At 41.7% G+C, this 16,716-nt stretch carries 17 protein-coding genes and 1 pseudogene; 14 read left to right on the top strand and 4 right to left on the bottom strand.

Annotated features, from left to right (window positions below; all coding sequences use genetic code 11):
* The first annotated feature begins 133 nt into the window (after window positions 1-133).
* From ACYQ3Q_RS27980 to ACYQ3Q_RS27995, 4 genes are all read left to right on the top strand, one after another.
* Window positions 134-1,780, top strand: coding sequence for a transposase (locus ACYQ3Q_RS27980; protein WP_459931679.1), 1,647 nt, complete (start codon window positions 134-136; stop codon window positions 1,778-1,780).
* 775 nt (window positions 1,781-2,555) lie between these two features.
* Entirely contained in the window at window positions 2,556-4,100 is a 1,545-nt protein-coding gene (locus ACYQ3Q_RS27985) for a YifB family Mg chelatase-like AAA ATPase (protein WP_459931680.1), read from the top strand.
* Window positions 4,101-4,122: 22 nt separating this feature from the next.
* Entirely contained in the window at window positions 4,123-5,229 is a 1,107-nt protein-coding gene (gene dprA / locus ACYQ3Q_RS27990) for a DNA-processing protein DprA (protein WP_459931681.1), read from the top strand.
* The gene (locus tag ACYQ3Q_RS27995; RefSeq protein WP_459931682.1) at window positions 5,147-5,545 is read left to right on the top strand and encodes a magnesium chelatase domain-containing protein; all 399 of its coding nucleotides are present in this window, start codon (window positions 5,147-5,149) and stop codon (window positions 5,543-5,545) included. Before dprA ends, ACYQ3Q_RS27995 begins: the two co-directional genes overlap by 83 nt.
* Window positions 5,546-5,754: 209 nt before the next feature.
* Here the strand turns inward: ACYQ3Q_RS27995 and ACYQ3Q_RS28000 are convergent, their stop codons facing one another.
* Together ACYQ3Q_RS28000 and ACYQ3Q_RS28005 are read right to left on the bottom strand one after the other, a co-directional pair.
* Complete coding sequence (locus ACYQ3Q_RS28000) at window positions 5,755-6,033, bottom strand: cytotoxin (RefSeq protein WP_459931683.1); 279 nt, start codon at window positions 6,031-6,033, stop codon at window positions 5,755-5,757.
* Window positions 6,023-6,397 (bottom strand): AbrB/MazE/SpoVT family DNA-binding domain-containing protein, encoded by a 375-nt coding sequence (locus ACYQ3Q_RS28005; RefSeq protein ID WP_459931684.1) that lies wholly within the window; start codon window positions 6,395-6,397, stop codon window positions 6,023-6,025. The genes ACYQ3Q_RS28000 and ACYQ3Q_RS28005 overlap by 11 nt, the downstream gene beginning before the upstream one ends.
* Before the next feature lie 543 nt (window positions 6,398-6,940).
* Here ACYQ3Q_RS28005 and ACYQ3Q_RS28010 point away from each other — a divergent pair.
* The 8 genes and pseudogenes from ACYQ3Q_RS28010 (at window position 6,941) to ACYQ3Q_RS28050 (ending at window position 13,863) form a co-directional block, all read left to right on the top strand.
* Window positions 6,941-8,104 (top strand): Fic family protein, encoded by a 1,164-nt coding sequence (locus ACYQ3Q_RS28010; protein ID WP_459931685.1) that lies wholly within the window; start codon window positions 6,941-6,943, stop codon window positions 8,102-8,104.
* Between the two features lie 482 nt (window positions 8,105-8,586).
* Window positions 8,587-8,817 (top strand): type II toxin-antitoxin system HicB family antitoxin, encoded by a 231-nt coding sequence (locus ACYQ3Q_RS28015; RefSeq protein WP_459931695.1) that lies wholly within the window; start codon window positions 8,587-8,589, stop codon window positions 8,815-8,817.
* Between the two features lie 491 nt (window positions 8,818-9,308).
* Complete coding sequence (locus ACYQ3Q_RS28020) at window positions 9,309-9,746, top strand: HEPN domain-containing protein (protein ID WP_459931686.1); 438 nt, start codon at window positions 9,309-9,311, stop codon at window positions 9,744-9,746.
* Window positions 9,713-10,102 carry a nucleotidyltransferase domain-containing protein gene (locus tag ACYQ3Q_RS28025; protein WP_459931687.1) on the top strand — a complete coding sequence of 130 codons (390 nt, stop codon included), beginning with the start codon at window positions 9,713-9,715 and terminating at the stop codon, window positions 10,100-10,102. The genes ACYQ3Q_RS28020 and ACYQ3Q_RS28025 overlap by 34 nt, the downstream gene beginning before the upstream one ends.
* Window positions 10,095-10,409: pseudogene (locus ACYQ3Q_RS28030) on the top strand (Rpn family recombination-promoting nuclease/putative transposase); the annotation flags it as partial. The gene ACYQ3Q_RS28025 and the pseudogene ACYQ3Q_RS28030, both read left to right, overlap by 8 nt.
* A 660-nt stretch (window positions 10,410-11,069) precedes the next feature.
* Window positions 11,070-11,960, top strand: coding sequence for an Rpn family recombination-promoting nuclease/putative transposase (locus ACYQ3Q_RS28035; RefSeq protein ID WP_459931688.1), 891 nt, complete (start codon window positions 11,070-11,072; stop codon window positions 11,958-11,960).
* Between the two features lie 1,205 nt (window positions 11,961-13,165).
* Window positions 13,166-13,501, top strand: coding sequence for a type II toxin-antitoxin system HicA family toxin (locus tag ACYQ3Q_RS28045; protein ID WP_459931689.1), 336 nt, complete (start codon window positions 13,166-13,168; stop codon window positions 13,499-13,501).
* On the top strand, window positions 13,498-13,863 hold the full coding sequence (locus tag ACYQ3Q_RS28050) for a toxin-antitoxin system HicB family antitoxin (protein WP_459931690.1): 366 nt from the start codon (window positions 13,498-13,500) through the stop codon (window positions 13,861-13,863). The genes ACYQ3Q_RS28045 and ACYQ3Q_RS28050 overlap by 4 nt, the downstream gene beginning before the upstream one ends.
* A 312-nt stretch (window positions 13,864-14,175) precedes the next feature.
* Here the strand turns inward: ACYQ3Q_RS28050 and ACYQ3Q_RS28055 are convergent, their stop codons facing one another.
* Complete coding sequence (locus tag ACYQ3Q_RS28055; RefSeq protein ID WP_459931691.1) at window positions 14,176-14,487, bottom strand: hypothetical protein; 312 nt, start codon at window positions 14,485-14,487, stop codon at window positions 14,176-14,178.
* Window positions 14,488-14,588: 101 nt separating this feature from the next.
* Complete coding sequence (locus tag ACYQ3Q_RS28060; RefSeq protein WP_459931692.1) at window positions 14,589-15,407, bottom strand: transposase; 819 nt, start codon at window positions 15,405-15,407, stop codon at window positions 14,589-14,591.
* Between the two features lie 257 nt (window positions 15,408-15,664).
* Between ACYQ3Q_RS28060 and ACYQ3Q_RS28065 the strand changes: the two genes are divergently transcribed.
* Window positions 15,665-16,141 (top strand): type II toxin-antitoxin system VapC family toxin, encoded by a 477-nt coding sequence (locus ACYQ3Q_RS28065; RefSeq protein ID WP_459931693.1) that lies wholly within the window; start codon window positions 15,665-15,667, stop codon window positions 16,139-16,141.
* Window positions 16,128-16,385, top strand: a complete 258-nt coding sequence (locus tag ACYQ3Q_RS28070; protein WP_459931694.1) for a hypothetical protein — start codon at window positions 16,128-16,130, stop codon at window positions 16,383-16,385. Before ACYQ3Q_RS28065 ends, ACYQ3Q_RS28070 begins: the two co-directional genes overlap by 14 nt.
* The last annotated feature ends 331 nt before the right edge of the window (window positions 16,386-16,716 follow it).

Consider the following 16,716-nt stretch of genomic DNA (forward strand, 5'->3'; position numbering starts at 1 on the left):
GATTCTGCTGCAAAAACCCCTTAATATTGCCGAAATTGAGAAGGAAAATGACCTTCAGAAGTTGAATTATTAAGTATTATGAAGAAATCAGTAGTATTTAAGATATAATTCAACTTTATGGGGGTATATGCAGATGTTCCGCAAAAATAATGGACACCTACAAGATAATTTGTTCAATAGCCTTAATGGCATGGATTCTCGACTGGCTCATAAACTGCAGAATTCTTGGGCCGCACTCTTCTATAAGCATGTTTTCTGTCAAATTGACGAAAGTTTATTTGTTCCTCTCTACTCCAGTGACAATGGACGTCCGAACTTTCCAGTGAATATTTTGATAGGACTGGATTTGATCAAACACTTAAAGGAATTTACAGATGAAGTTCTTCTGGATGAGTACGCCTTTAACTATCAAATTTCTTTTGCCTTAGGCCTTCGCACCTTAGGAGAACGTTATTTTGCACCTCGAACACTCTATGAATTCCGCTCCAGGCTCTATAATTATTCCCTTGAACACCCAGATAGAGCAGACCTCATCTTTGAGCAGTTTAAAAAGCTGACAGATCACTTCATTAAAGCTGCTGGACTTAGTACTAGTGAAGGACGTATGGATTCAACTCAGATCATGTCCAACATTAAGTTGGGTGGACGACTCTCTCTTGCCTATGATGTCTTAGTCTGTGGAGTAAAAGCTCTTCCAGAAACTCTCTTAAACGATTCATTAAGAATCTTTCTTAAAGCGGATTACAAGACAAAGTTTCTTTATCAACTTAAGGCAACGGATATCCAATCCCGAATTCAAATGATCATCAATCATTGCGCCGAATTGCTTCAATTAGTTGAAGGACAACCCGAACTGAAAGAAACTCCCGTAATACAGACTATGGACCGATTCTTGAATGAACAAGCCACGTTCAACGAACAACAAAACCAATGGATCGCCAAAGGAGATCGAGAAATTTCTTCTAATTCTCTTCAGTCGGCGCATGACACGGATGCGACCTACCGCAATAAAGGCGGCAAAAAGCATGTGGGCTATGCCTTAAATCTAACGGAAACCTGTGCCGATGATAATCCTGTTCAAGTCGTGACTCATTTTGATGTAGCCCCCAATACGACCAGCGACGTCGAAATGCTAAATCAGAGCTTAGCAACTATTGCAGAGCAGGGGGTTAAAGATCTATATACTGATGGAGGCTATTATAGTCCTGACGTTGTGGAAGAGGCCGAAGCTCATGGAATTACGATGCACTTCACAGATATGACGGGTCGTAAGGCCTCCAGTGATAAACTCCCCTACAGTACATTTACGATAGAAAATAAGAAAACAATCGTTCTATGTCCAGCAAACCATTCCCCCTTACGAACGAGTTTCAATGAAAAGAGTGGTGTCTTAAGCGCTCACTTTCAACTTGAGATCTGTCGGGAATGTCCCTACAAAAAGAGTTGCCGAGTTAAGTTTCAGAAGAAAGATACCGTTTTGTATGTGAATCAAAAGGCATTGACCGCAGAAGAGGCTCGTATGAAAATAACAAATCGGGAAGAGCGGAAAGAATCCACCAGTAAACGAGCCGCGATCGAGGGAACGAACTCAGCATTAAAACGAGCACATAACGCAGGTAAATTGAATGTTCGCGGAATCGTAAAATGCAAACTGGTGCTGGGTGCCAAAATTATCGCCCATAATTTTCGACAGTTAGCTCGGTTCTTTAGAGGAGATATCCGAAAGAAAGTAATCAAAAAATTATCTACATCAAATCAAGGGATACCTGTCTCCATTTGATAGGAAAAATCCAAAAGAGGTCAAGAAAATAGGATGTTTAAACCCAAAATCAATCTATATTCTACTCTGTCATAGAGGGTTTTCGGTTGAGGAGATGCTCAAGTCCTATAATTTCCAATTTGGGTGAGGTAAAAGAGGTAATTTTGGTACTTTCAGCATTGGAATCAAATATAACTTTGTAGGACATCTCTTCCAGGATCGTTTTAAGTCTGAACTTATTGAAACTGATCAGTATCACTTGGAAATTAGTAGATATATACACTTAAACTCTGTACGGGCTAATATGACAGAGCTACCGATCGATTATACCTGGAGCAGTTATCGTGTTTATATGGGTATTCGGCAGGACTCACTTGTCACTACCGAGAAAACCTTGGGCTACTTTTCTGAGCCAAGGGTTGAACGTTATCGCCTGTATGTAGAGGGCGAATTATTGAGTGGATGCTGTACGTCACTCAGGGGTTAGATTTTGTTTAGTAAGGTATTCATAGTAAGTTCCAGGGCGTACCACCTCAACATTACCGAATGTCTTGTAATAGAGAGCAGAATATAGCGTTCCACAAATTTTCAAAGGCAACCGCAATATTTAGAGGTTGTCTTTTATTTAGTTAAGAAGTGTATTTTATAGAAAATTGTGGTTTATCAGTAGGAAAACGGTAGATAAGGTCGAATACATTTAAGAAGGTGTTAGGATTTTTTCTGAAGCGCTTTGTGAAAGTTTGATTCAGGTGGATGTAGACGATAATCCAGATGAGGAGAGAGGAGGTTCACTAGAATGGCGACTGTTTGTCGTTCGTTTGCTTTATCTGGTATAAATGCTTATTTGGTGACAGTAGAAACAGTGACGCTTCATGGACAGCCCTCAGTCAATATTGTCGGAATGGGGGATACTGCTGTCAAAGAGGCGGCCCACCGCTTAGAGGCGTCCTTGACCTATGGACGTTTTGAGTTTCCCAAGCTCAAAGTAGTAATCAACTTAGCCCCGAGCGGAGTCAAGAAAAGTGGCTCTCATTTTGATTTGGCGATGGCAGTAAGTCTTTTGCAGGAGTCGGGACAGATCCTGGTCGATCCAGAAATGCTCTCAGATTCCGCCTTTATCGGTGAATTATCCCTCAATGCAGAGCTGCGTCCCGTCAGTGGAGTACTCCCAATGGTGATAGCAGCTAGAGAAAATGGAATTAAGCATCTTTTTGTCCCGATTGAAAATTATCGTGAGGCGAGTCTTGTTAAAGGGTTGGACATTTATGCATTTAAATCCTTAGTTGAAGTCGCTGATTATTTGCAGGGGAAAAAAGAGTATTTTCCGCCGCTTTTCGAAGAAGTGGAACAATTATTCGATCCCCATGAGGGCCTTGACTTTGCTGATGTTCGAGGGCAAGATGTGTTGATCGAGTATATTGTTGCGGCCGTAGCTGGAGGGCACAATATTCTTATGATTGGTTCACCAGGCTGTGGAAAATCTATGATTGCAAAACGGATTTCAACTATTATGCCCGAACTTAGTGAGGAAGAAGCTCTTGAGATTACGAGAATCTATAGTGTTACTGGACATTTGCGTGAACGGGGAAGTTTGATTACAGAACGTCCCTTTCGGTCACCTCATCATAATGCTTCGATGAATTCACTCGTGGGTGGTGGAAGCCCTGTGGTTCCTGGAGAAATTTCTTTGGCTCATAATGGAATCCTTTTTCTCGATGAGATCGCGGAGTTTGACAAGAAGAGTTTAGATGCTCTTCGACAACCCATGGAAGATAAGGTCGTTACCGTTTCACGGGTTAATAGCACTGGGACATTTCCAGCTAATTTTATGCTCGTTGCTGCTATGAATCCGTGTCCTTGTGGGCATCATGGGCAATTACGGTGTCGATGCACAGATTATGAGGTTCTGAAGTATCGGCAGAAACTTTCTGGCCCGATCTTGGATCGGATTGAGGTCCATAAGTATGTTCAACCGGTGGATTTCTTCAATCTATCTGCCCAGGAGAAAGGGCGAAGCTCGGCTGAACTTCGAGAACGAGTTCAGAGGGCAAGGCGTATTCAACAAAAGCGGTTTGTTGGGGTCACTAATGTTAACTCGAATGCGCAGATGAGTGAGGCGATGATCAAAGAATTTTGTCAGCTCGATTCGGACAGTACCAAGCTTTTAAGTCTTGCCTTCGAAAAGTTTCATTACAGTGCAAGGACGTATAATAAGTTTCTTAAGATTGCGAGAACGTTCGCTGATCTCGAGGAGTCAGAGGTTATTCGTAAAAAGGATGTGAGTGCTGCTCTGATGAGTCGGGACCTGGATAAGGAACGAAGTGGCATGCTCGTGGTTTAAATGAGTTATTTGGGAGGTTGCTGTGGAGATTTATTGGCTTTGGCTAAGTCATCTTAAAGGAATAGGCCCAGCAACTTCAAGAAAGCTTGTGAACGGATTGGGTTCGCCGAGGGCAGTCTATCAGGCTACGCACGAGAAACTGTTGAGTATTCAGGGCCTTAGGTCGGGCCTCATTGAGACGTTATTAAGTCAGCGCTCTTTAGATACTGCTAAAAGGGTACAAGAGCTCATGCGAAGGTACAAAATTCATCTTTTAACCTATGATAATCCATATTTTCCTTACTATATAAATAGGTTTTCAAGCCTACCTGCAGTGCTTTACTATCGCGGGAATTTACGTTTACCGACGTTATGTATTGGAATTGTCGGAAGTCGGCGCTGCACCTCCTATGGAAAGGAAGTGGCTGCTGAAGCAGCAGCTTTCCTAGGTATGGCAGGGGTTACAGTGGTCAGTGGGATGGCGAAGGGTATAGATAGTTATGCCCATACAGCTTGCCTCAAGGCAGGGGGATATACCTTAACCTTCGTGGCGAATGGGGTGGATATCTGCTACCCTCCGGAACATCAAACGCTAATGGAGGAAATTATTGAGAATGGGGCCGTCATTTCTTCTTATCCTCCGGGTACGCGTCCGCGTCAGGAATATTTCCCGAACCGGAATAAGCTTTTGGCTGCCTGGGTAGATAAGCTTTTGGTCGTCGAGGCCACTGAACGGAGTGGAGCGTTGATTACGGTAAAGTACGCGCTGGAATATAACCGCAAGGTTTTGGCTGTTCCAAATAGTATTTATAGTCCGGAAAGTGTAGGAACGAATCGTTTGCTATTGAACGGAGCAGAGGTTTATCTGGAGCCGCGGCAATTGATAGACAATAATGAAATTGAAGTAAAGTGTTCTTCGGCTAATGATCAATTAAGCCCACCTCGGGCAATGAAAAAACAGGAGAAGTTGGATTGTACGACTAATCCCCAAGAACAGGCGATTCTTGATATGCTTGATCAGCCCCAGGCTGTCCAGAACCTTCTCAGTATATGTAATGGAGACTTGAGTGGCTTGCTTGAACTGCTTTGTCAGATGGAGCTTGAAGGAAAAGTTGTCGTCTCTGGACAGAAGGTGCAAGGAGTCAGATAAAGAAGTAAGAACACATCGGTCGGGGACTGGTACTTCCCGGATTTCTCATTTTGATTTAGCGATGGCAGTAAGTCTTTTGCAGGAGTCGGGACAAATCCTGGTCGATCCAGAGATGCTCTCAGATTCCGCCTTTATCGGTGAATTATCCCTCAATGCAGAGCTGCGTCCCGTCAGTGGAGTACTCCCAATGGTGATAGCAGCTAGAGAAAATGGAATTAAGCATCTTTTTGTCCTCGGTCGGGGACTGATACTTCCCGGAATTTGTCGAGAGGGACCGGTGCCTGACATGACACCAACTTATCAACTTATTGTTTAGCTTGTGAAAACTCTGGTTCGACAGTCTGTACGATAGTCTGTAGGCTAAACGTCAAATGGCTCCAACCTTGAATTCCCCCTGTATTAGGACCATGAACATGACCTGAAGGGGGGCTTAGTTCACGTACACGTAATACGCTTTATCGGACTCCGAAGGAAAATCACCAAAAGCAATCAGCCTATGATTTTTGGAGGATGCGATGCATGAGCTCAGTATGGAGGACGCAAACAATGGTCGTGGTCTCCAATGTTTCGCATTAAACAAACATCGTTACCTTCATCGTCGGTAATCCATTCAAATGTAAAACGTATGGACATATTCAAGCTACCTTCCCAAATGCTATCGGTTCCTTGAATCCGTTTGACCCTGAAAGAAGGATGCTGCCAATCGTCCTGAAACTGATACATCTTGTCCATAAAAAGAGCTCGAACATCTTTAGGCAACTTTTTGAATGCTCGCTTGAAACGAGAAATACTATCAATCTTCATCTTCTTTCCCCAAATCTGTAAGGAACTCTTCCATTGAGTCAAAATGTTTAACTTTACCTGCTTCTATTTCAGCTTGAGCTTCACGTTCCCCGACTTGCCATTCTTCAGTCCAGAACCACTGCTGGTCGGCTGGAATAAGCTTTTTAGGTTCCAGAATTATTCTTCCATCTTCAACACACAACTCGAAAACGTCACCATCTGTCAATCGTAGCTCCCGTTTAACCTCTGCCCCAAGCGTGACCACAGTACGTTTTCCTAGTCGCACAAAGCCGAACGATTTCTTTTTCGCTTGTGCTTGCATATCATTACCGCCTTTCAGTATTTCAGACATTCTGTTAAGCATAGTATACCATTTATTACTCAAACCTAGTTAATTTTTCTGATCGAGGGAAGGCCTCCCCAAGGTTATCTATACCAAAGAAGAGCGAACCCGCAGGCTACCTGTGCCTGACACCAACTTATCAACTTATTGTTTAACTTGTGAAAAGGTGAGGACAGGTGCTCAGGTCGGAAAAAAGCCTTCGAAGTTCGCCTTCGGGGGGAATATTTCCTCCCATAGGGGTCTTGCTTTTCGGAATTTTGTCATAACGCTCGTTATGGACGCATGAGAGTGAGTTTTGATAAAAAACAAGTCACTTTTATTTAGTATGGAGGACGCAAATAATGGTCATGGTCTCCGATGTTTCTCATTAAACAAACATCGTTACCGCCATCATCAGCAATCCATTCAGATGTACGTGTATAACGTATAGACATATTTAAGATGCCTTCCCAAAGGCTTTAAACAAATTGATTTTTGATATGAGCAGGAAACAAAATGTAAATTAATGGGTTTACTTTTTGTGCTTATGTGGTATACTCATATTGATAGTAAGTGATACTAAATAGTATCGAAAGTAGGGAAGCTATGGAACTGAAAACCTTTACTGAGATGTTCAGTGATAAAAACGCTTTGGATATTAATAAGCTTAAGTATAAATTTGGGGAGGAAAATCTAGCGGGATATTTGGATACGCTTAATGATAGCTTTTATCATAAACTCACTTTGCTTGACTTTAAGGGCAAGCCCACTGTGTTGCTGCCCGCTAAAATCAACATGACGGCACAGCTTATTAAAGCACTCGCGGCCTCCTATTCAAGTGAAAAGTATGGCATACAGGCAATGGAGGACGAAATTATTTCAACACTGTCCATTGAACAGATTGACTCATCAAGGGAGAGTGTTAGAAAAATCTTAAATGGCGGAGCGCCCGAAACAAGTAATGAGAATAAAGCTTATGGCATTAAGCGTGGCTTAGATTTCATAGCGGAACCTGCCAACAAAATTACAGAGGAAAATCTATATCAGTTGTTTATGCTTGCGGTCGGCGATTTTTTAGACGATGAGGACAGGCTGATGCCTGAGCATAAATATCGTCATGACGCAGTTTATGTGGTTGGGCAAAACATAGAGCATCAGGGAATCAGTTATCATCTGCTTCCTGAGTATATTGTAAATATGATCGACTATATCTATATAGACGATGGTTTGGATCAAGTTATTAAATCTATCATAATTCATTATTATTTTGCCTACCTCCATCCCTATTTTGATGGCAACGGGAGAATGGCCCGGTTACTGCAACTTTGGTATCTGGTACAAATAGGATATACTTCTTCTTTGTTCATACCTTTTTCTGCATATATCAATGAAAGCAAGGGCTTGTATTATAAGGCGTTTACTTTAATATCGAATAATTCTAAGGTGTCAGAAATTTTAGATATAACCCCCTTTGTAAGCTATTTTATTGATAATGTACTTACTAAGCTTCAGAAAAAGGCTGAGCCGACAAATGCGCTCAAAATATTTAATAACCTGCTTCAAACAGGAGAGATTACAGCCAAGGAAAAGGATTTATTTTATTATGTTCTCTCTGCATACGGAACCAATGAATTTTCGACTAAGCAACTGGAAAAGGACTTTAAAAACGCAGCTTATGCGACAATTAGAAACTTTGTCCTTAAACTCGAAAGCAAAGGCCTTCTATCTTCACAGAAATATGGTAACAGGATGCGTTATAGAGTGAAGTAGACTTAGATTCTGTGACCTCTCCCAACAAAGCGCTTAGTACCAGAGTACCAGTGCCTGACACCAACTTATTTAGCTTGTACCCGGTAAGGGTTCGCCAATGTTACATTCAAACGTAAATCGGACAACGATTAGGCCGAAACATGCTCTTATTGATTAGATCCAATTATCGTGATAAGATGTACCAAGAAATGGATATATTGTAGTGAGGAGGGGACGGTGCTTTTTAATTGAATACTCGGCGGATATTAGAACGTATTCTATCTAGCTCAAAAAACATTAGATTTGAAGAGATAGTTGCACTTACTAAGGCATATGGTTCCGACTTGCACGAATTAATGGTAGCCATCATATTTTTGTCCATCCGGAGGTACGGGAGTTAATCAATCTTCAAAATGTCAATGGTATGGCCAAGCCCTATCAAATAAGGCAACTACTGAAACTTGTTGAGCTGAATAGACTAAGGATGGGGGAATGATGAAGTGATGGATTACCACGTAAATATATTTTACAGTGAAGAAGATAGTGGGTATATAGCAGATATTCCTGACCTAAAAGGCTGTTCGGCTTTCGGACATACTCCTGAAGAGGCGTTGCAGGGACTGCAAAAAGCCAAAAAGGCATGGCTTGATGCGGCCAGGACAGAAGGAATATCAATCCCAGAACCACGATACCGCCCAATTATATACCAAGCCCTCGGGTCGAATTTGGCATGATCTGCTCTGTTTGTGATCGAGGGAAGCCCTCCCGTTCGTTAACTATGCTAAGATAAGGGATAGTAGTCATAGTAGTCTATGAACGAACTATCCCTTATTTCTTTACTGTGTTTACAGCTTAACTGTTTGTGCTAGCGCAAACGGTCGTAAGCGCTTAATATACCGGCGTATGGTCAACATACTTTATCTATGAGAAACTATCTCAATAATACAAAGGGATGGAGGGAAAGACCTCGGTGCCTGACACCAACTCATCAACTTATTGGTTAGCTTGTGAAAACTTGGGTTCGATGTTAGATGTTATACGACCAATTCTGACTCTTACTGAACGTAAGAGTTATTATCGGTCGCAGTGGTCAACTATAAAAGCACTGAACGGTCTGATCAGATCTTCTACTTGTCCCTATCAAATCTTTGGTCGGTTACGTTTATTTGTCTCCAAGGACATGGTATAATATGGGTATGTACGTTTTGGAGAGGGTGATTAGGACATGAATTCTCTTGAAAAGTTTAAGTATTGGGAATGCAAAGCGAACTACGATCTTGAAACGGCAAGAGTTATGTTGCAATCAGGAAGATATCTATACGTAGCGTTTATGGCGCAGCAGGCTACTGAAAAGCTTGTTAAAGGTCTTTATGTTTTATATATTGATCGGGAACCGACTCGAACTCATAATATCTGGTTAATTTTCAAGGGGTTAATGGAAGTGGAACAATTTGGGTATGAAACTGGAAATCATGTATTTGATAAAGCCCAGGAATATAAACCTTTCTTTTCAGACTTACTGTTTTATTACATCTCTGAAAGATATCCTGATTATAAACGACAACTATCCTCAAATATTACTGAAACAAGGGCAAAAGAAGTGCTTAATAAGACTGAGGAGGTGTTTGTATGGCTTCAGTCCCTCAGCCAATTCAAGAGATAATATCTGATTATCTGCGAAGGGTTGGTGATCAGATAAAAATTGATAAGGTTATACTTTTCGGTTCATATGCCAAAGGACAGTTTTCTAGCGATAGCGATATTGATTTGGCGGTCTTTTCGGACGATTTTATTGGGATGGAGCCTATTGAAAGGTTTAGGTTCTTGTTTTTACAGGCAGCGGATTCCGGATTAGATTTACAACCCCTAGCATTTATAATAAGCGACCTCACTGAACCTTCTGGACTTGTCGCAGAGATATTAAAGACTGGACAAGAAATAGCTATAACTAAGTGGGGGGGGGGACCTGAGCCTGACACCAACTTAAACTTATGGGGACCTGGGGACCCCGGTATTTAAGACATTGGAGGAGATTGCTGTGCAAGACCCAGTGTTGAATCAAGCGATGGAAGAATGGGAAAAATCAAGTGATGACCCCAAGATACGCGAAGAATATTTTGATAGGCGTAAGGCAGTCCTAGATGAAATGGCTGCGGTTAGAGAAGCAGAACTGAGGCTAAGAGAGGCAATTAGGCAGAGCAAAAGAGAAGGCAGAGAAGAAGAAAAACAGGAAGTAACAAAAAAACTACTTAAAAAGGGCATGGACATGAAATCAATCTCCGAAATTACAGGCATGTCAGAAGAGGAGATAAAGAATTTAAGATGAATGTGTCCTAGCCCCAGGGTCTGACCCCAATGTCATCAAGCTATCCTTCCATAAATTTTATCTATACTAAAGAAACAGTATGACTTCATCGTATACAACGAAGCCATACTGTTTCTTTTTCTGTGGGGGACCGGTATGGGGGACCGGTGCCTGACAGTGCGGATGTGCCAGGTCGTAAAATATAGTGGGTGGGAATCCCATCGGGTAAGGTAGACCAACCGCCCGTAATTAGCCTTGGAGGAAGTGGGGTAACTCACTTCTTTAAGCGTAGGCAAACGAGGTAGTAGGCTGAAAGCCGAAAGGTTGTGCTCGCCTCGCGGTTCCCGCTCGGTCGGGGACCGCTCGGTCGGGGACTGGTACTTCCCGCAATTTGTCGAATCCCTTTAGGGGTCGACTATGTTACTTAATATTGTTGAGTTACATTCGTCAAAACTCTGAACCTCTTGGTAACTGAGACATATAAAAAAATTAGAAATGTCTAGCACAAACCATTCCTTTTTATGGAACTAATATGTGCGTTGTTGTATAATGGAGCCATAGGGCCGTTAGGTTTAGTTTTGATAATAATAATGGTTGTCTGCTGGGGAGTGTGTGAAACTACGGTGGATTTGCTAAAATGATATCTATATAACTGGAGAGAGGAGAGAGGATGAAGTTAATATGGCTGGGAGCAAGAAGAGTAAGACCAAACAAACACCAACTGACGATAGATTTCTAATGTCACCAAAAGTAGACTTCGTGTTCAAGCTAATCTTTGGAGACGAAAAAAATAAAGATCTGCTAGTCGCTTTCCTCAGTGCCGTACTAGGTGTTCCGGCGGAAGACTTTGAGGGAATAGAAATCATCAATAATGAGCTTTTAAGGGAGTTCGCGGAAGATAGAAAAGGAATACTTGATGTCAGAGTAAAGACGAAACAAGGGAAACAAATTGATATCGAGATTCAAATATTACCGACAGAATTCATGCCCGAAAGAACCATGTTCTACTGGTCTAAGATGTACACAAGTCAAGTAAAGCCAGGTGATACCTATTCCAAGCTAAAGAAATGTATCACCATCAACATCGTTGATTTCAAATGTACCCCACTTCAAAAGTTGTATTCCAGCTATCATTTGACAGAGGACGAAACCGGATACAGGTTGACGGATATCTTAGAGGTCCATTTCCTGGAGATCGTAAAGCTAGCAGATTTGTCTATTCCAAGAGATGAGAATGACCGAATCATTGAATGGATGGAATTTCTAGATGCAAAATCAAAAGGAGTGATTGAGATGTTAGCAGAAAAGAATAAGGACATCAAAAAAGCTTATGATTTATTGCAGATCATTAGTAAGGATGAAAAGGCAAGAATGCTGTACGATGCCAGAGAAGCCGAGCTTCGTGACCAGCTAACGAGGATAGAGACAGCGGTGAATAGAGGAAAGGCAGAAGGAAAGTTGGAGGCAGCTCGAAACGCAGTGAAAAAGGGATTGTCTTTAGAAGACATTGCTGAGATAACTGATCTGCCCCTAGAAATCGTGCAGAAGCTCAAAGCAGAACTATCAAACTAAGTTCTGCTCGAGAAACTGGTCAGATCATTATTGGAGAAGATCAGTTGCTCGCCACCGAGACTTTATCAACCTAGTTGTCTTAATCCCGATCCGTTCCACTGCTCGGGTCGAAAAAGGCCTTCGAAGTTCGTCTTCGGGGGTCATATTTTCTCCCATAGGGGTCTGGTGTGAATGGTAAAATAAAGTGAACAGAAAACGTTAAATAAGAATGAACACTTCCCTAAAAACTGTAAGCGATGGACTAAATAGCGTAGCGAAAAAATCTCCTAACTTTGTTACTCTGTAAAAAAGAGTGAATAGAGACAGGAGGTTTTTTATGACTAGAGATTTAGCCCTGTAATAAAGTTGGCGAGTCCGCATCGAAGAATGCCGCCAGAGCGGACTGAGTGTACAGGGAGCCGGTGCCTGACAGTGCGGATGTGCCAGGTCGTAAAATATAGTGGGTGGGAATCCCATCGGGTAAGGTAGACCAACCGCCCGTAGTTAGCCTTGGAGGAAGTGGGGTAACTCACGTCTTTAAGCGTAGGCAAACGAGGTAGTAGGCTGAAAGCCGAAAGGTTGAAGTAATTGAGCTCCGAAATACCGAAAACGGGAAGGCTGATGTGGTTGTCAGTACAGAAAGCAATACTGCGGTTAACGTTATGGTAAGAAAACCGCAGCTTCCCCGGGGTCGTAGAAATCAGCATGCTATACATTGATATTTTACGGTAACACATGAGATCCTAGTGCTCCTCAGAGTATAGGTAAGAAGATAAACTATGTAGTAGACGCTGATATTAAGGGCTTCTTTGACAACATGGACCACAACTGGGTATTGAAGTTCATAGACCATAGAATAGCAGATTTCAATATTCATAGACTGATATCCAGGTTTCTTAAGTCTGGAATTCTGGAGAATGGGGAATACAGAGACACCGTAGTCGGTGCACCACAAGGTGGTAATATCTCGCCAATAATTGTTCCCAACGGGGTCGTACCCTCACACACTCACACAATGGGAAACGATTCTGACAATTCAGATGTAACACAATGCAGTTTTGTTACATTCAGAAAAACTCTGGACCACTTGGTACCCTGAGGTTTAAAGAGTTGATGACAGCACAATGCTAACTCCGAATTCGAGGATGCGCAAATCAGGGGTAGATTTTGTTAATAATGTATTCTGATAATCGAAAAAAGGAGTCCTTTCGTCGTTAAAAATAGAAGTGCTCTTTTTACAGAAATTTCAAAAACGCGCTTGTAGAACGGTTCCAAATATGGTATCATTAATTCGAGAGGTGATTGGGTTGACCAAGTTTGATAAACTCTATGCGGAAATCGTAAGAAATCCAAAAGACGTAACGTTCGAGGAGCTAGAAAAGCTAATTATTCGCTTTGGTTTTGAGCGGCGTAAACAGCGAAGCGGAACAAGCCATTTTCAGTACACTCATCCTGATCTTACAGAAATCCTAACTATCCCCTTTGCCCGTCCAATCAAATCTGTCTATGTCAAAGAAGCTCTGGATGCAATCCGAAAACTAGAAGGGAGCGAGGAAGAGTGAAAGAATTAGAGTTTTATATGAAATTAGATTATGAGATTAAGATCCGGAAGCTCGCTGAGGATGAGGGCGGCGGCTGGTTCGCCCAGATCCCTCTCCTTCCCGGCTGTATGTCAGACGGCGAGACCGTAGACGAGTGTCTTGTTAATCTCGAAGATGCAAAAAGAGGATGGATTGAAGCTTGCATCGAATTAGGTCGAGAAGTCCCGGAACCGAGGAAAACCACTGACTTTTCAGGGCAACTTCGTGTCCGTATGCCTAAGTCCTTACACCAGGCGTTATCTGAAAAGGCCAAGGAAGAAAACATTAGCCTAAATCAGTTTATTCTCTATCAGCTGTCGAGAGGAATGGGATATAAGGCGTAGTGCTCGGGTCGGAAAAGGCCTCCGAAGATCATCTTCGGGGGTCTTTCTTTACGTCAGACCCCCATGCCGCTGCGCCTGCTGCTCACGCAAGGCTCCAACCATGGATTTTAACCGCATCTCAAGCAATTTGTCAATAGTTTGTTCAGTTAGCATTACTTTTTCCTCCCGTAATAGTCAGCTCCGCGTGTGAAAGAATGGTTTTCATCCATGCGATGCGGGATTTCAGCGGGAGGGATCAACTTATCTTGACCAGACTTTAAAATACTGTCAACATGTTTGAAGCTGGGATTTGGGGTGTAAGACAACGCTTTTTCACATGCTGCTTCGAGTCGTTTCACACCATGTCTGTCTCCAAGCTTCAGAATGCCCATACCTATAACCTTGCTGCTCAATCTTATGTGAATTAAGGATGGCTTTTACCACGGTAGCTGTATACATGCCAATCGAGTTAGCCCATAAGACAAAACGCTCACTGTTCCATTCGGTATGGCTCTTATGTTTTTCAGGCATATGTTCTGGTGTGGTGTGATATTGACCTGGTTTTCCATAAATCCTTGGATGCGAACAAATGCGATGGTTGTGATAGAAGATTTCCACAACAGTTCGAGTAATCCGCACATCCATCTCATGCTTAATATATTCATAGGGGACACTATAAAACTCATATTCCAGAAAACTCCGATGTCAATTTGGCATGTTTAAATATGGAATTTTAACATGCTTGGTTATGTACCATTCCAAGCAAATACAGATTCTGGTAACTCTAAATAGCGAACGATCTTCGCCTGGCTGTCGTTAAACGGTTTAAGCAACCGCCTTACCGTTTTACCATTATCGGTATAACATTGGTACAAAATACTGTAGAATATTCGTAGTATCATCAATTGTGTCGGCTGTTTTTTGATCATCTTTCCGGTTCCAACGACCGTTTCGTTTTCTTCCTTTAAACCTTTCCTTACCACCTGTTCCATTACGGAAAGCATCATAATGGTCAAAAGAATAAGATAGGCCAACGCTTCCACTCTTTCCGGCTTATCGAGGAAAAGTGAATTGACAAAATGAGGATTTTTAAATTGCTGAAACCGTTTTTCCACATTACTTTGAGTTTTATATTCCAATAGTAGGGCTTCCGCTGAAATGTTAAGATCATTGCTCGTTAATATGAACGTACTTTCCTTGCGGATAACTTCTTTTATTTTGTCAGACTCTCGTTGATAGGTAATACAAAGTCGGTATTCTGTGGTTGTTAAGTTTTTGGACGGATCTAGAAACGGACGACCTTGACGCTTCTTTTCTACGGGCTCTGGCAGGATGGTTATACTGTGAAAGTTTGCCTTCAGAAGTCGTTTATTCTGAATGAGTTCGATCTCCCGATTGGCATCGTCAAAACAGGCAAAAATGCGTTTTTGATAGGTCTTGATCTCGCGATCAAGACGACCTTTTTCACTCTGTACCTTTTTTTCAATACTCTTAACCTTTGAGGGTTCTAGCGCTGTGGAATAAACAATGGCATTCTTCAAAGCGAAAACCTTTGTAGCTCCCAACGCTTTCCTCCACAACGTACTCGGCGTAACAGTTCGCTGTCGCTCACCGTTACGCGCAGGGTCATGGAACCTTTCTTTTCTTCAATGATTCGACATTTTGAGGATGGCTTGAGTTATAAAGTCCTGAAGCTAACAGGATTGCCAGTTCGAAAGTTGATTCTTGGTGTTTAATTAGAATATTAATTTTGAAACTGTGTAATATTTCCATGCATGTGCTATAATTGTTATTAGAAGTTTGGGAGTAGGGTGATGGTCACATGAAGATGTATTTTGATATGAATGTATATAATCGTGTTTTCGATGACCAGAGCCAGATGAGGATACGCTTTGAGGCAATGGCTATAGATATATTATTTGAGCTTATTGAAAAGGGACAGCATACTCTTGTATGGTCTTTCGTTCTTGAATATGAAAATAGCAGGAATCCGTTTATCGACAGAAAAGTTCATATAGAATCGGTATCATCGTTATGTAGGGAAGTTGTCGAACCGAATAAAGAAATAAAAGCGACTGCAAAAAGCATCATGGACAAATCAAGCGCTAAAGAAAGAGATGCTTTACATCTAGCGTGCGCTATGTATAACAAATGTGACTATTTTATTACATGCGATGACAGATTTATTAGAACGATCAACAAAAATGAATACCTATTGAAGAAGCTTATTGGTGATATTAAGTTGTTTAACCCCATTGATTTTCTGAGAAAGGAGATTGATATTGATGTTATTGAATGAGAAATTGAAGTACACTGATAAAGAAATAATTGAAAGAGGGTCTAGAGCATTAATCAAGGAATTGGGGTACTCTGGATTTATTAGGTTTATTCGTCAAGTTGAAGGTCATAGTGGACAGGACTATTTAAAAGACCAAGAAGAGGTTTATAGAGATATGTCTTTAGATGATATTTTTGAAGAAGCCCAGAAGCATTGGGAATCCTCCGGGGTACGTACACGATGGGAAACAATCCTGACAATTTAAAAGAATCCCTGGAGGCCTGTAACTTAAGGCATTCCAGGGATTCTTCCAATATTACACGATGTGACTGTGTAACATTTAGAGGTAAACTGATACTCGCCGGAACGGCTCCTGGTGGTCACCGTTCCGGTCGGGTTCCAGGAACCTATATCTGGTCAACCTTAATAAGTTTTGGGGGGTTATCCTCAAATGGAATTTATTAACATATTTTGGGTTTAACTTCATACACTAAGAGGTAAGAATATGATTGTGCACCATGGTGGGTTCTTTCGTATAGAAGGTTATGATAGGTCTGAGCAACAAACTAAAATTTTAGAGGCTAATACCTTAGCTA

Source organism: Desulfosporosinus burensis (assembly GCF_054657535.1).

Bases quoted from the DNA above. Each gene is read 5' to 3' on its own strand.
- ACYQ3Q_RS27985 (WP_459931680.1), top strand. From the start codon at position 2,556: ATGGCGACTGTTTGTCGTTCGTTTGCTTTATCTGGTATAAATGCTTAT.
- ACYQ3Q_RS28035 (WP_459931688.1), top strand. From the start codon at position 11,070: ATGGCTGGGAGCAAGAAGAGTAAGACCAAACAAACACCAACTGACGAT.
- ACYQ3Q_RS28025 (WP_459931687.1), top strand. From the start codon at position 9,713: ATGGCTTCAGTCCCTCAGCCAATTCAAGAGATAATATCTGATTATCTG.
- ACYQ3Q_RS28020 (WP_459931686.1), top strand. From the start codon at position 9,309: ATGAATTCTCTTGAAAAGTTTAAGTATTGGGAATGCAAAGCGAACTAC.
- ACYQ3Q_RS28015 (WP_459931695.1), top strand. From the start codon at position 8,587: ATGGATTACCACGTAAATATATTTTACAGTGAAGAAGATAGTGGGTAT.
- ACYQ3Q_RS28000 (WP_459931683.1), bottom strand. From the start codon at position 6,033: ATGAAGATTGATAGTATTTCTCGTTTCAAGCGAGCATTCAAAAAGTTG.
- ACYQ3Q_RS28010 (WP_459931685.1), top strand. From the start codon at position 6,941: ATGGAACTGAAAACCTTTACTGAGATGTTCAGTGATAAAAACGCTTTG.
- ACYQ3Q_RS28055 (WP_459931691.1), bottom strand. From the start codon at position 14,487: ATGGATGTGCGGATTACTCGAACTGTTGTGGAAATCTTCTATCACAAC.
- ACYQ3Q_RS28070 (WP_459931694.1), top strand. From the start codon at position 16,128: ATGTTATTGAATGAGAAATTGAAGTACACTGATAAAGAAATAATTGAA.
- ACYQ3Q_RS28065 (WP_459931693.1), top strand. From the start codon at position 15,665: ATGAAGATGTATTTTGATATGAATGTATATAATCGTGTTTTCGATGAC.
- ACYQ3Q_RS27980 (WP_459931679.1), top strand. From the start codon at position 134: ATGTTCCGCAAAAATAATGGACACCTACAAGATAATTTGTTCAATAGC.